We start from the raw sequence: 14,974 nt of genomic DNA, 5'->3' as shown, positions 1-14,974 counted from the left end.
GTGTCGTGGATCCATACTGCCGGCCGGGCTGAACGCGTTCAATTCATTCTTCAGAGCCAGGTGTTGAACCGGCGGATGTACCAGGTCTTCACGAGCTGGGTCAGCGTGCAGTAGGCGAGGAGCACGCCGATCAGCCACGGGAAGTAGCTCGCCGGCAGGGCGACGAAGCCCAGCGAGGAGGCCAGCGGCGAGAAGGGCAGCCAGAGCCCGGTCAGCACCGCGAGGACCGTCATCACCATCACCGGCCAGGAGGCGCGGGACTGGATGAAGGGGATCTTCCGGGTGCGGATCATGTGGACGATCAGGGTCTGCGAGAGCAGGCCCTCGATGAACCAGCCGGACTGGAAGAGGGACTGGCTCGCCTCGCTGTTGGCGGCGAAGACGTTCCACATGATCACGAACATCGCGATGTCGAAGATCGAGCTGATGGGGCCGATGGTGACCATGAAGCGGAAGATGCCCTTGGCGTCCCAGTTGCGGGGCTTGCGGAGGTACTCCTCGTCCATCCGGTCCCACGGGGTCGCCAGCTGCGCGATGTCGTAGACCAGGTTCTGGACCAGGAGCATGATCGCGAGCATCGGCTGGAAGGGGATGAAGGCACTCGCCACCAGCACCGAGAAGACGTTGCCGAAGTTCGACGAGGCCGTCATCTTGATGTACTTGATCGTGTTGCCGAAGGTGGTGCGGCCCTGGAGGACGCCCTGCTCCAGGACGGTCAGGTCCTTCTCCAGCAGGATGATGTCCGCCGACTCCTTGGCGATGTCGACGGCCGTGTCCACCGAGATGCCGACGTCGGCGTCGCGCAGCGCCGCCGCGTCGTTGATGCCGTCCCCGAGGAAGCCGACGGTGTGCCCACCGGCCTGCAGGGCCCGTACGATGCGGGCCTTCTGGACCGGGTTGACCTTGGCGAAGACCGTCGTACGGGCGGCCAGTTCGCGCAGTTCCGTCTCGTCGAGGGCGTCGGTCTCGGCGCCGAGCACCACGTGTCCGACCTCGATGCCGACGTCGGCGCAGACCCGGGCGGCCACGAGGTCGTTGTCGCCGGTGACCACCTTCACCGCGATGCCCTTGTCGGCGAGCCCCCGCAGGGCCCGGGCGGCATCCGCCTTCGGCGGGTCGAGGAAGGCGAGGAAGCCGACCAGCGTCAGCCCGTCCTCGTCGGCGACCGTGTAGGTGTCGCGCGGGTGCTCGACCGTGCGGGTGGCGACGGCGAGGACGCGCAGGCCGCGGCGGTTGTTGTCCTCGGCGATCCGGGTGACGTGCCACCGCAGCTGCTCGGTCAGCTCGACCCTCTCACCGCGGTCCCGCATGTGGGTGCAGAGCTCCAGGACCTCTTCGACCGCACCCTTGGTGATCATGACGTGTTCGGGGCGGCCGCGGTCGCCCACCAGGGACCTGCGGTCCAGGACGACGGACATCCGGCGCCGGGCGAAGTCGAAGGGGATCTCGTCGACCATCGAGAACCGCGCGTCGACGACAACCTCCTCGGCCTCGCCCACGCGGTCGATGACCGCCTGGTCCATCAGGTTCCTCAGGCCCGTCTGGAAGTGCGCGTTGAGGTAGCCGTACTCCAGTACCTCGTCGTCCTCCTCGCCGTGCACGTCCAGGTAGCGGTCGAGGACGATCCGGTCCTCGGTGAGGGTTCCGGTCTTGTCCGTGCAGAGCACGTCCATCGCGCCCAGGTTCTGGATGGCGCCCAGCCGCTTGACGACCACCTTGCGCCTGGACATGGCGACCGCGCCGCGCGCCAGGTTGGCGGAGACGACCATCGGGAGCATCTCGGGGGTCAGCCCGACGGCGACGGCGATGCCGAAGAGGAAGGCCTCGTCCCAGTCGCCCTTGGTCAGGCCGTTGACCATGAAGACCACCGGGACCATGACCAGCATGAAGCGGATCAGCAGGAAGCTGACCCTGCGCACGCCGTGGTCGAAGTTGGTCTGCGGGCGCTCCCCGACGAGCGAGCCGGCCATCGAGCCGAAGTAGGTGTCGGAGCCGGTGGCGACGACGACTCCGGTGGCGGTGCCGGAGGTGACCGAGGTCCCCATCAGGCAGAGGTTGTCGGCCTCGACCGGGTCGGTGGTCTCCCGCTGGCCGAGGTCGTCCGTGCGGGTGTCGGCCTTGGGGACGGGCAGGGACTCGCCGGACAGGGCGGCCTGGCCGACCATCAGGTCCTTGGAGGCGATCAGCCTCAGGTCGGCGGGGATCAGGTCCCCGGCGGCCAGCTTGACCACGTCGCCCGGGACGACCTGGTCCATCGGCACCTCGAAGGTGGTGGGCGCGGATCCGCTGCCGGCCCGGCGCTGTACCGCGCAGGTCGTGGTGACGAGCTGCTTCAGCGCGTCGGCGGCCCGGCCCGAGCGGTACTCCTGCCAGAAGCGCAGCAGCCCGCTGATCCCCACCATCACGGAGAGGATGACGACGCCCGGATCCGCCGGGTCCTGCCAGTACATGACGGCGGCCAGGAAGACCAGGACGCCGATGAAGGGGTTCCAGTACGCCTTCGCGAGCTGGACGAACCAGGCGGGGGTGCGCTCCTGGGCGACGGTGTTGGCACCGTGGCGTTCCAGGCGCAGCGCGGCCTCGGCGCGGGTGAGGCCGTCCAGGGAGGAGTCCACGTCCTGGAGGACCAGGGCGCGCGGGCGGGCGCTGGTCCCGGCGAGGCGCTCGCCGACGAGCCGGGTACGGGACTCCAGCTCGGCGGCCTTGCGCTCGCGGCGGGTCCGGCCCGGCGGTGCGAGCTTCGTCGGGGTACGGGGGGTGAGCATGGTCATGACGAATACCTCCCTCCACGGCGTCCGGGCAGCACGAAGCCGCGCGGTCACGTGGAGTGGTCATGGGTCGGCGCGGGGCGGTACGGGAGGCCGCTCGGCGCCGGTGGGCATGGGTGACACATGCCTGACAGGACAGTCAGGGCATGCGGAGGGAATACTGAAGAGCACGGAAGCGCGGCGTACCGCGGCCGTGCGCAGCTCGACGGAGGGTCAGCCGATCACGAGGGGTCAGCGGACGGGAGCGCAGCGAAGACTTCGATCGGGACTCATCCCGAACACCTCCTCGCATAGCGCCGTCAAGACATGGCGCCCGATCCGGCCGGAAAGGCCGCAGAGGACCGGCGCCTCGTCGACCGTAACACGATCACGGCGACCGGTTCTCTCCCCCTTTTGGCCGGGAACGGCCGTTTCGTGGTGCGTCACCCTCTTGACGTGCCGATGCGCAAAGGCTCGACTTAAGGTTCACAAGTTGGAGAGACGCCGGGGTCTCGGGGCGAGAAGCCACGACGGTTCCCGGCCGGGGGGCGACGCTGGCCGTCGCTTATGGGCAGGAGTGGATGAGTCGTGCAGACTCCCGGATCGCAGTCCTCGCTGCATCGCGCGAATCTCGAACGGGTCGTGCGGGCGGTGCGGCTCTCGGGTTCGCTGACCCAGGCGGAGATCGCCCGCACCACCGGACTGTCGGCGGCCACGGTCTCCAACATCGTCCGGGAACTCAAGGACGGCGGGACCGTCGAGGTCACCGACACCTCGGCCGGCGGGCGGCGGGCGCGCAGCGTCTCGCTCAGCGGTGACGCGGGGATCGTCATCGGCGTCGACTTCGGCCACACCCACCTGCGGGTGGCGGTCGGCAACCTCGCCCACCAGGTGCTCGCCGAGAAGGCGGAGCCGCTGGACGTCGACGCTTCCTGGACGGACGGCTTCGACCTGGCGGAATCGCTGGTCGGGCGGCTGGTCGCGGACATAGGCGTCGGCCTGGAGAAGGTCATCGGCGTGGGGCTAGGCGTCCCCGGCCCCATCGACGTGGAGTCCGGAACGCTGGGCTCGACCGCGATCCTGCCGGGCTGGGCGGGCATCAACCCCCGCGAGGAGCTCGCGCGCCGCCTCGGAGTGCCGGTCTACGTGGACAACGACGCGAACCTCGGGGCCCTCGGTGAACTCGTATGGGGGAGCGGGCGCGGGGTGAAGGACCTGGCCTACATCAAGGTCGCCAGCGGCGTGGGCTCCGGCCTGGTGATCAACGGGCAGATCTACCGCGGACCGGGGGGCACCGCGGGCGAGATCGGGCACATCACGCTCGACGAATCGGGCCCCGTCTGCCGCTGCGGCAACCGCGGCTGCCTGGAGACCTTCGCCGCGGCGCGTTACGTACTGCCGCTCCTCCAGGGCACGCACGGACCGGAGTTGACGATGGAGCGGGTGGTCGAGCTGGCCCGCGGCGGGGACCCGGGCTGCCGCCGGGTGATCACGGACGTGGGCCGCCACATCGGCAGCGGCGTGGCCAGTCTGTGCAACCTCCTGAACCCGAGCCGGGTGGTGCTGGGCGGCTCGCTGGCGGACGCCGGTGAACTCGTGCTGGCCCCCATCCGTGAATCAGTGGGGAGGTACGCGATCCCGAGCGCCGCGCGGCAGTTGTCCGTGCTCACGGGCTCCCTCGGCGGCCGCGCGGAGGTACTGGGCGCGTTGGCCCTCGTACTCAGCGAAATGGGCGATTCGACGCTTTTGTCGGACCATGGAAGTGGAGTGCGAGCTCCCGCCGTCTTGTCTTCAGGTAGATAACGGATGGCACCGTTGTCATCTCGTTAAGGATTCACTCCTTGACGGCAAAACGCGGCCGGGGTTGACTCACATCCACCTCGGCCGCAGTGTTGCGGCCTCGTCAGGGAGGTTCAAGTAATGAACACGCGTATGCGCAGAACCGCTGTTGCCGTCGCCGCTGGTGCCATGGCCGTCTCCCTCGCCGCCTGTGGCAGCGCCAAGGAGGCCGGAGGCGGGACCAAGGAGTCCTCCGGCGCCGCGAAGGGCGACGCGATCAAGGTCGGTCTGCTCCTGCCGGAGAACCAGACCGCGCGCTACGAGAAGTTCGACAAGCCGCTCATCGAGAAGCAGGTCAAGGCGCTGACCAACGGCAAGGGCGAGGTCGTCTACGCCAACGCCAAGCAGGACGCGACCACGCAGAACTCCCAGATCGACACGATGATCACCAACAAGGTGGACGTCCTGATCGTCGACGCCGTGGACTCCAAGGCCATCGCCGGCTCGGTCAAGAAGGCCAAGGACGCCGGCATTCCGGTCGTCGCCTACGACCGCCTGGCCGAGGGCCCGATCGACGCGTACACCTCCTTCGACAACGAAGAGGTCGGCAAGGTCCAGGGCAAGGCGCTCCTGGAGGCGCTGGGCGACAAGGCCAAGGACGGCCAGATCGTCATGATGAACGGCTCCGTCACCGACCCGAACGCCGCGCTGTTCAAGAAGGGCGCGCACTCCGTCCTCGACGGCAAGGTGAACGTCGGCAAGGAGTACGACACCGTCGAGTGGAAGCCGGAGAACGCCAACACCAACATGGCGGGCGCGCTCTCGGCCCTCGGCAAGGACAAGGTCATCGGCGTCTACTCCGCCAACGACGGCATGGCCGGCGGCATCATCACCGCCCTCAAGGCGGCCGGCCTCTCCCCCCTGCCCCCGGTCACCGGTCAGGACGCCGAACTCGCCGGTGTGCAGCGGATCGTGGCGGGCGAGCAGTTCATGAGCGTCTACAAGCCGTACGCCCCCGAGGCCGAGGCCGCCGCGAAGATGGCCGTCGCCCTCGCCAAGGGCGAGAAGGCGGGCGGCACCTCCACGGTCGACAGCCCGAGCGCCAAGGGCGTCGCGTCCGTGCTGATCCCGGTCGTCTCGCTCACCAAGAACAACATCAAGGACACCGTCGTCAAGGACGGCGTCTACACCGTCGACGAGATCTGCACCGACAAGTACGCGGCCGCGTGCGCCGCCATCGGCCTGAAGTAAGGCCCCTCGCCGCCTCCCTCGCGGAGCCGGCCCCCTGCCTGTCCGGCGCTCCGCGCCTTTTCCCCCGCCATGCGCGGGGTGCCGGACAACCCCTCATTCCCCCGTTCGCCCCGCTCCTGCTCTTTTGCACGACATCCCCGCCGGTCAGGCGGCGAAGGAGATGGTTCATGTGTCCGCTGCGCCCGTGCTGGCGTTGCGAGGGGTCTCGAAGCGGTTCGGCGCCGTTCAGGCCCTGACCGACGTAGAACTCGAGATCCACTCCGGTGAAGTGGTCGCCCTGGTAGGCGACAACGGAGCCGGCAAGTCCACGCTGGTCAAGACGATCGCCGGCGTGCACCCCATCGACGACGGCGTCATCGAGTGGGAAGGCCGCCCGGTCTCCATAGGCAAGCCGCACGACGCCCAGAACCTCGGCATCGCGACGGTCTACCAGGACCTGGCGCTGTGCGACAACATCGACGTCGTCGGCAACCTCTTCCTCGGCCGCGAGCTCAAGCGCCGCGGAGTCCTCGACGAGGTGGAGATGGAGCGCCGCGCCCGCGAGCTCCTGACCACCCTGTCCATCCGGATCCCCAGTGTCCGGATCCCCATCGCCTCGCTCTCCGGCGGTCAGCGCCAGACCGTGGCGATCGCCCGCTCCATGCTGGGCGAGCCGCAACTCGTCATCCTCGACGAGCCGACCGCCGCCCTCGGCGTCGAGCAGACCGCACAGGTGCTCGACCTGGTGGAGCGGCTGCGCGAGCGCGGCCACGCCGTCATCCTCATCAGCCACAACATGGCCGATGTGAAGGCCGTGGCCGACAAGGTGGCGGTCCTGCGGCTGGGCCGCAACAACGGCGTCTTCAAGGTCGCCGACACCTCGCAGGAAGAGATCATCTCCGCCATCACCGGGGCCACGGACAACGCCGTGACCCGCCGGGCGGCCCGCAACCCGGAGGCCGGCAAGTGAGCACCCAGAACCCTGCCACCGGTCCACTGGGCAACGGCCCCGTCGGCCGGCAGGAGCACATCGACCCGGTGAACCCCGCGGCCGCGCACGACGCGATCCCCGCCGTGGACCCCCGCCTGCTCGTCAGGGAGCAGGGCCTCGCCGGATACGTGGGCGAGTTCAAGCGCAAGATGAAGGCCGGCGACCTGGGTTCCCTCCCCGTCGTCATCGGTCTGATCATCATCTGGTCCATCTTCCAGAGCCTGAACTCGAACTTCCTGTCCCCGGAGAACCTCACCAACATCGCGATCACCATGACCGCGACCGGCATGATCGCCATCGGCATCATCTTCGTGCTGCTGCTCGGCGAGATCGACCTCTCGGTCGGCTCGGTCAGCGGCGTTTCGGGCGCGCTGTTCGCCGTCCTCGCCGTCACCCACGGGGTGAACGAGTGGCTGGCGATCCTGGCCGCCGTCGTGGGTGGTGCCCTGATCGGCTGCATCCACGGCTTCTTCTTCGCCAAGATCGGCGCCCCGGCCTTCGCCGTCACCCTGTCGGGCCTGTTGTTCTGGCTGGGCGCGATGCTGCAGATCCTCGGCAGCAACGGCACGATCAACATCGACTCCGACGGCGTGGTCGGGCAGCTGACCACGTACTTCTTCTCGGACGTGGCCGTCGCGTACGGGCTGGCCGCGCTCGCGGTGGCGGGTTACTTCCTCGCCTGCTTCCTCGACGCGCGGCGCCGCGAGGCCGCCGGGATGCCCTCCCGGCCGCTCGGCGAGATCCTGCTGCGCACCGGGCTGCTCGCGGTCGTCACCTTCGGTCCCGCCGTGGTGTTCAACCAGTACAAGGGCCTGCCGCTCGCGGTGGTGCTCTTCCTGCTGGCCCTGGTCGTCACGGACTTCGTGCTGCGCCGCACGACGTTCGGGCGAAACGTTTTCGCTCTCGGTGGCAGCGTGGAGGCCTCCCGCCGTGCGGGCATCAACGTCACCCGGATCCGGATCACGGTCTTCGCGATCTCCAGCACCTTCGCCGCCATCGGCGGGCTCTTCTGGGCCTCGAAGATCGCGGCGGCCAACCAGAGCGCCGGCGCCGGCGACCTGCTGATGAACGTGATCGCTGCGGCCGTCATCGGCGGCACCAGCCTCTTCGGCGGCCGGGGCCGGACCTGGAACGCCCTCCTCGGCGTCATGGTCATCATCTCGATCCAGTACGGTCTGGCCCTGGAGGGCATCGCCACTCCGATCCAGTACATGATCACCGGTGCGGTACTGCTGGCGACCGTGGTGATCGACTCGGTCACCCGTAAGACGCAGAAGACGGCCGGACGCGCCTGACGGCCACCCCGCCGACGCGTCCGACAGCACATGCCCGGTGCCACCTCGTGTGGCGCCGGGCATCCGTGCGTACATATGCACGTACGTCTGTGCGGGTATACGCCCGTATGTGAGGTATGACTTCACGCAGGTGCGTCCATGTATGACAAAGGCGTGACTCGGGCGGGACGGCCCGATGACCGCATCCGCGAGCGGAACATTAGACTCGACAGACCAGCAAGCAACTGCAAGGAGGCACGGGTGCTGCTGACCCGCATCAAGGGACCGCGCGATCTGGACCGGCTCAGCCAGGAGGAGCTCGAACAGCTCGCCGCAGAGATCAGGTCCTTCCTCGTCGACGCCGTCTCCAAGACCGGCGGGCACCTCGGCCCCAACCTCGGGGTGGTCGAACTGACGATCGCCCTGCACCGGGTCTTCGATTCGCCCAAGGACAAGGTCCTCTTCGACACGGGCCACCAGGCCTACGTCCACAAGCTGCTCACGGGCCGCCAGGACTTCGCGGGCCTGCGCACGAAGGGCGGCCTGTCCGGCTACCCCTCGCGCGCCGAGTCCGACCACGACGTGATCGAGAACTCGCACGCCTCCACCGTGCTGGGCTGGGCCGACGGCATCGCCAAGGCCAACGAGGTGCTCGGCCGCGAGGACCACCACGTCGCCGCCGTCATCGGTGACGGCGCGCTGACCGGCGGCATGGCCTGGGAGGCGCTGAACAACATCGCCGCCGCCAAGGACCGCCCCCTCGTCATCGTGGTCAACGACAACGAACGCTCGTACGGCCCCACCATCGGCGGTCTCGCGAACCACCTGGCGACCCTGCGCACCACGGACGGCTACGAGCGTTTCCTCGCCCGCGGCAAGGACCTGCTGGAGCGCACCCCGGTCGTCGGCAAGCCCCTCTACGAGACCCTGCACGGGGCGAAGAAGGGCCTGAAGGACTTCATCGCCCCGCAGGGCATGTTCGAGGACCTGGGCCTGAAGTACATCGGCCCCATCGACGGCCACGACATCGAGGCCCTGGAGTCCGCCCTGCAGCGCGCCAAGCGCTTCAGCGGCCCGGTCATCGTGCACTGCCTCACCCAGAAGGGCCGGGGCTACGAGCCGGCCGTCCAGGACGAGGCGGACCGTTTCCACGCGGTCGGCGTCATCCACCCGGACACCGGTCTGCCCGTCAGCACCGACGCCGCCAGCTGGACCTCCGTCTTCGCCGACGAGATGGTCAAGCTCGGCAAGGAGCGCAAGGACATCGTCGCGATCACCGCGGCCATGCTCCAGCCCGTCGGCCTGAAGAAGTTCGCGGACGCCTACCCCGACCGCATCTTCGACGTCGGCATCGCCGAGCAGCACGGCGCCACTTCGGCGGCGGGCCTGGCGACCGGCGGCGCGCACCCGGTCTTCGCGGTGTACGCCACCTTCCTCAACCGCGCCTTCGACCAGGTCCTGATGGACGTGGCCCTGCACAAGTGCGGGGTCACCTTCGTCCTGGACCGCGCCGGTGTCACCGGCACCGACGGCGCCTCCCACAACGGCATGTGGGACATGTCCATCCTCCAGGTCGTCCCGGGCCTGCGGCTCGCCGCCCCGCGCGACGCCGAGCAGCTGCGCGCGCAGCTGAACGAGGCCGTCCTGGTGAAGGACGCGCCGACCGTGGTCCGCTTCTCCAAGGGCGTCGTCGGCCCGGCCGTCCCGGCCGTCGGCCGCATCGGCGGCATGGACGTGCTGCGCTCCCCGTCGGCCGAGGTCACCCGTCCGGACGTACTGCTCGTCTCGGTCGGCGCGCTCGCCCCGATGTGCCTGGAGATCGCCGACCTGCTGGACAAGCAGGGCATCTCCACCACCGTGGTCGACCCCCGCTGGGTCAAGCCGGTGGACGAGGCGCTGGCGCCCCTGGCGGACCGCCACCGCGTGGTCGTCACCGTCGAGGACAACGGCCGCACCGGCGGTGTGGGCTCGGCCGTCGCGCAGGCCCTGCGGGACGCGGGCGTCGACGTACCGTTGCGCGACTTCGGCATCCCGCAGCGCTTCCTCGACCACGCGACGCGCAAGGAGGTCATGGCCGAGATCGGGCTGACCGCTCCGGACATCGCGCGCCAGGTCACCGGCCTGGTCGCCAAGCTGGACGGCCGTTACGACAGCGAGCCGGCCGCCGCCGTCGACTAGGACGGACACCCCCTAGATCGCCGCGCGGTTGCACGTCACGGGCCGGGAGATCACCCTTGAAGGGTGGGCCTCCCGGCCCGTTCGCGTGCGTCGACACCTGTTCGGAGGTGTGTCGGTGAGCAGGGATATGAACAGCCCCTTCCGCACCAAGACGGTGGAGCAGTCCATCCGTGACACGGAGGAGCCGGAACACGCGCTCCGCAAGTCGCTCTCCGCCTGGGACCTGACGGTGTTCGGTGTGGGTGTCATCATCGGCACCGGCATCTTCGTCCTCACGGGCATCGCGGCCCGCAACAACGCCGGCCCGGCCACGTCCCTGTCGTTCGTGGTGGCCGGCATCGTCTGCGCCCTCGCGGCCCTCTGCTACGCCGAGTTCGCGTCCACCGTGCCGGTGGCCGGTTCGGCGTACACCTTCTCGTACGCCTCGATCGGCGAGCTGCCCGCCTGGATCATCGGCTGGGACCTCGTGCTCGAATTCGCGCTGGGCACCGCCGTGGTGGCGGTCGGCTGGTCCGGGTACGTGCGCCACCTGATGCACACCAACCTGGGCTGGGACCTGCCCACCGCACTGTCCGGCCCTGACGCCGGAGGCCACTTCGACCTGCTGGCCTTCCTGCTGATCCTGGCGCTGACCGCGATCCTGGTCGTCGGGACGAAACTCTCGGCCCGGATCACAGCGATCGTGGTCGCCATCAAGGTCACCGTGGTGCTGCTCGTCATCATCGCGGGTCTGTTCTTCATCAAGGCCGACAACTACTCCCCGTTCATCCCGCCGGCCCAGCCACAGGAGGCGGGCAGCGGCCTGCACACGCCGCTGGTCCAGCTGATGTTCGGGTACGCGCCCACCAACTTCGGCGTCATGGGCATCTTCACTGCGGCCTCGCTCATCTTCTTCGCCTTCATCGGCTTCGACGTCGTGGCGACCGCAGCCGAGGAGACGAAGAACCCCCAGCGGGACATGCCGCGCGGCATCCTCGGCTCCCTGCTGATCTGCACCTTCCTCTACGTCGCCGTGACGCTCGTGGTCACCGGCATGCAGAAGTACTCGGAGATGTCGCCGACCGCGCCACTGGCCGAGGCCTTCAAGTCGGTCAACCAGCCCTTCTTCTCCGGCGCGATCAGTCTCGGTGCGGCCGTCGGCCTGATCACCGTCAGCATGATCCTGCTGCTCGGCCAGACCCGCGTGTTCTTCGCGATGAGCCGTGACGGACTGCTGCCGCGCACCTTCTCGGTCACCCACCCCAAGTACCGCACCCCCTACCGGGCGACCGTCCTGCTCGGCGTGATCATCGCCGTCGTGGCGGGCTTCACCAGCCTGGAGAAGCTCGCGGAACTGGTGAACATCGGCACGCTGTTCGCCTTCGTGCTCGTGGCCCTCGGCGTGATCATCCTGCGCCGGACCCGCCCCGACCTGCACCGGGCGTTCCGCTGCCCCTGGGTGCCGGTGATCCCGATCCTGTCGATCGCGGCCTCGCTCTGGCTGATGCTCAACCTGCCGGCCGAGACGTGGATCCGCTTCGGCGTCTGGATGGTGATCGGCATCGTCGTCTACTTCCTGTACGGACGCAGCCACAGCCGCCTCGGCAAGGTCGGCCAGGAGGCGAAGTTCTAGACGTTCCGGACGCACGGGCGCCGGGCGCGCACCCACGCGAAAGAGCCGGCCGTACGGGTCACCCGTACGGCCGGCTCTTCTGTACGCGGGAGGCGTCCGTCAGCCGGTGCCCTTGGCGGGGGAGTCCTTCGCGGAGGCCGGGATCTTCTCGTCCTTGCGCAGTGCGTCCCACAGCTGGGTGGCCTGCGGCTCGGCGACGACCACGCGGTTCTTGTCCACCTTGTCGTAGGCGACCGGCAGCATGATCGTCTCCATCGTGTCCGGGTCCACGCCCTTCATGCTCTTCGCGAAGTCGGCCAGCGCGGTGAGGGAGGCGAGGTCGGAGTCGGTGGTCAGGGACTTCGTACCGGCGTCGGCGAGCTTGTAGAGGCGTGCCGGGTTGCCGAAGGCGTCCTGGTTCTTGATCTCCTTCAGCATTCCCATCATGAAGGTCTGCTGCAGGCTGATGCGGCCGAGGTCACTGCCGTCGGCGTAACCGTGGCGGGTACGGACGAACTTGAGGGAGTCGGCGCCGTTCAGCCGGTGCTCGCCCGCGTCCAGATCGAGCCCGCCCTTGATCGGCTTGTCCAGCTTGACGGTCACCCCGCCGAGGGCGTCCACCAGGTCCTTGAAGCCGGCGAAGTCGACCACGACGAAGTGGTCCACGCGGACACCGGACATCTGCTCGACGGTCTTGACCACGCAGGCCGGGCCGGCTGCCGAGAAGATGCTGTTGAACATGACGCGCTTCTGGGACGGGATCCCCTTGCCGTCCTCGTCCTTGCAGTCGGGCCGGGTCACCAGGGTGTCGCGGGGGATGCTGATCGCGGTCGCCTTGGAGCGGCCCTCGGGTATGTGGATCAGCATCGTGGTGTCCGAGCGGGCGCCGCTGACGTCGCCGTGGTCGAGGTCGCCGTTGGCCCCGGCCCGGGAGTCGGAGCCGAGCACGAGGACGTTCTGCGCGCCGGCGACCACCTTCTGCGGGCGGTCGTCGCCGATCGCCTTGTCCAGGTCGACACTGGAGATGTTGCCGTCGAGGTGGCTGTACGCCCACCAGCCCGCGCCGGCCGTGCCGAGCAGCAGCAGGGCGAGGACAAGGAGCACGATCCTGAGCACACGCCGCTTGCGAGGGCGTGCCCCGCCGTCGTCGGTCCGGCGGCGACTGGGTGCGGCGGTGTCTTGGGTCATACTGCTCGAATCCTTGGGAGGCCTGGGCGGACGCAGGTGGGGTGATCGTCCGGATGCCGCTGCACTATAAGCAGATTTCCGAGTCGAATGGGAGAGCGCTTATCGTCCTCCTGGTCTGTCGTGAAGCGGAAATCCCGGAGTCCGCGAGCGCCAGGGAGGAGGAGAGGAAGCCATGGCCCGAGCAGCCAGACGTCGTTCGCGGCGGGGTGAGGCGTCCCGTGAACCCTTGCCGGGTGTCGGCCCGCAGTCGGGCCGGAAGGCCCCGGTGGCCATCGTCGTGGCCGGGCCGGCCGATGCCGTGCCCCTCATCCACTCCGAACCGCCCGGCTCCGTGATCGAGATCATCTGTTTCGACCACGGCGACGCGGAGTACCACGCGATGGACGAGGCAGTCGCGCAGGCGCGGCGACGCGGGTGCACCTTCCCCGGGGAACCGTTTTTCCTCGATGCCGAGGCCGGTGACCTCACCGGCCAGATCCTCGACGCGCTGTACGAGATCGGGCCGCTGCGCGTGCGGACCCTCGATCCGGATCCCGTGCACGACGACGTCGACCTGGAGCGTCAGGTCCCGATCGTGAGCGAGCCGGTGGCGCGAGGCCAGGTGGCCCGAAGCGCGCTCAGGGCCGCCCGCCGTTACCAGTTGGACGTCGGCACCCCGGTCTTCGTCGACTGCCGCAGGGCCGGCTCGCAGGCCGGCCTGCCGGCCCAGGCGTGCACCCGCTACCCGTTCCCGACCCAGTGGCTGACGGCCGGCACGGACGGACGGCTGTCAGCCTTCCTGCCCACGGCCGCCGGCGTCGTCCGCTGGACCGAGGGGGCCACGGAGGCCGACGGCTGGCGGGGGCCCGAACTGCTCGACGGCCCGGAGCTGATGCCCGGGCTCACCGTGCTGCGGGGTCCCGAGGGCTACGCGCACCTGATCGGTCTGAGCCGGACCAAGCGGAAGGAAGGCGGGGTCGACGTCGGGGTGGTCTGCGCCACCCAGTACCAGACGGGCCGGCCCGTCGGGGCGTGGCTCGAGATGGGCAATCCCAACGCCGCCGGCTGGCGCAAGGCCCGCGAGGTCGGTTTCCCGGCCGCCGCCTTCGACGCGGGTGGGACCCTGCACCTCTTCGTGCGCAACTTCGGACACAGCATCAGTACACGCAGGCAGGCACCGTCGGGCGCGCTGTCCCGCTGGGAGACGCTGAGCGGACTGAGGGTGGCCGACGAGCTGACGGCCTTCGCCGCGGCGGAGGGCGGGGTGCACATGGTGGCGAGGGCCCGTGACGTCCAGGCCGCCACGCACTGGTACCGGCGGGACACGAGGTCCGAGTGGACGGAGAACCGCCGGATCCCGGTGAACCCCTACCCGGGCAGCCTGGCGGCAGGCCCCGAGGCCGGCCTGCTGCGCTTCCGGTACGCGGGGACCAACGAGGTCTGCGTCTGGTGGCCGGGTGCGCAGGCACCCATCGGTCTGGGCGGGCCGGACGGGGTCGGTCGGGTGGCCGGGGTGACGGGTGCCGACATCCAGGGGTGGGGCTGCACCGTGCTCGTGCGTGCCGGTGCCGGGTCGGTCACGGCCATCGGAGCGCACCCGGACGGGCGGCCGGACACGGGCGTGTGGTGGTCGGAGTCCGGGGAACCCTCACTGGTGCCGCCCGCGGCCGCGTTCGACAGTCAGGGGCGTGTGGTGATCGCCACAGTCGATATGCGTGGAAAACTCCGCGTGGCACGTCAGCAACTGGTGTCCAATGGCCTGGAGTTCACTCCTTGGACTGTCCAATAACAGGCGCTCGGTGTCGCTTTTTGACACTTTGAGTACTGGCTGTGACCGGATCTAGCTTGTTATGGTCATGAGGCGCCCTTTACTTAAACCATAGGTGAACGTTTGGCGTCAGGGCGGCAAGGGGGCCGTCATCAGGTTCGCTTTGACGACTGAGGGGTTATGTCCAAGCTGTCACTGAAGGCTGTCCAGAAGCTCACGTGCAAGAAACGCGATGCTTGGTGGACGGTC

General features: G+C 69.0%; 9 protein-coding genes. 7 read left to right on the top strand and 2 right to left on the bottom strand.

What is annotated here, in order from left to right; translation table 11 throughout:
• Window positions 1–50: 50 nt before the first annotated feature.
• Window positions 51–2,771, bottom strand: coding sequence for a magnesium-translocating P-type ATPase (gene mgtA / locus ACIQ5Y_RS11910; protein ID WP_403878464.1), 2,721 nt, complete (start codon window positions 2,769–2,771; stop codon window positions 51–53).
• Between the two features lie 564 nt (window positions 2,772–3,335).
• Between mgtA and ACIQ5Y_RS11905 the strand changes: the two genes are divergently transcribed.
• From ACIQ5Y_RS11905 to ACIQ5Y_RS11880, 6 genes are all read left to right on the top strand, one after another.
• Window positions 3,336–4,550, top strand: coding sequence for an ROK family protein (locus tag ACIQ5Y_RS11905; protein ID WP_403878461.1), 1,215 nt, complete (start codon window positions 3,336–3,338; stop codon window positions 4,548–4,550).
• A gap of 117 nt (window positions 4,551–4,667) precedes the next feature.
• Window positions 4,668–5,777 (top strand): sugar ABC transporter substrate-binding protein, encoded by a 1,110-nt coding sequence (locus ACIQ5Y_RS11900; protein WP_403878458.1) that lies wholly within the window; start codon window positions 4,668–4,670, stop codon window positions 5,775–5,777.
• 160 nt (window positions 5,778–5,937) lie between these two features.
• Window positions 5,938–6,726, top strand: a complete 789-nt coding sequence (locus tag ACIQ5Y_RS11895; RefSeq protein WP_403878455.1) for an ATP-binding cassette domain-containing protein — start codon at window positions 5,938–5,940, stop codon at window positions 6,724–6,726.
• Window positions 6,727–6,752: 26 nt separating this feature from the next.
• Complete coding sequence (locus tag ACIQ5Y_RS11890; protein WP_403878779.1) at window positions 6,753–8,042, top strand: sugar ABC transporter permease; 1,290 nt, start codon at window positions 6,753–6,755, stop codon at window positions 8,040–8,042.
• 240 nt (window positions 8,043–8,282) lie between these two features.
• Complete coding sequence (gene dxs, locus ACIQ5Y_RS11885) at window positions 8,283–10,199, top strand: 1-deoxy-D-xylulose-5-phosphate synthase (protein WP_403878452.1); 1,917 nt, start codon at window positions 8,283–8,285, stop codon at window positions 10,197–10,199.
• A 127-nt stretch (window positions 10,200–10,326) separates the two neighbouring features.
• Complete coding sequence (locus ACIQ5Y_RS11880; protein ID WP_403878776.1) at window positions 10,327–11,811, top strand: amino acid permease; 1,485 nt, start codon at window positions 10,327–10,329, stop codon at window positions 11,809–11,811.
• A 99-nt stretch (window positions 11,812–11,910) separates the two neighbouring features.
• Here the strand turns inward: ACIQ5Y_RS11880 and ACIQ5Y_RS11875 are convergent, their stop codons facing one another.
• The gene (locus tag ACIQ5Y_RS11875) at window positions 11,911–12,978 is read right to left on the bottom strand and encodes an LCP family protein (RefSeq protein ID WP_403878449.1); all 1,068 of its coding nucleotides are present in this window, start codon (window positions 12,976–12,978) and stop codon (window positions 11,911–11,913) included.
• 265 nt (window positions 12,979–13,243) lie between these two features.
• Between ACIQ5Y_RS11875 and ACIQ5Y_RS11870 the strand changes: the two genes are divergently transcribed.
• On the top strand, window positions 13,244–14,746 hold the full coding sequence (locus ACIQ5Y_RS11870) for a hypothetical protein (RefSeq protein WP_403878446.1): 1,503 nt from the start codon (window positions 13,244–13,246) through the stop codon (window positions 14,744–14,746).
• Window positions 14,747–14,974: the final 228 nt, after the last annotated feature.

The sequence above is a fragment of the Streptomyces sp. NPDC096339 genome, from assembly GCF_044762985.1.
GTDB lineage: Bacteria > Actinomycetota > Actinomycetes > Streptomycetales > Streptomycetaceae > Streptomyces.
The sequence above is the reverse complement of the archived record's forward strand: the minus strand, read 5'-3'. Positions and strand labels throughout refer to the sequence as shown.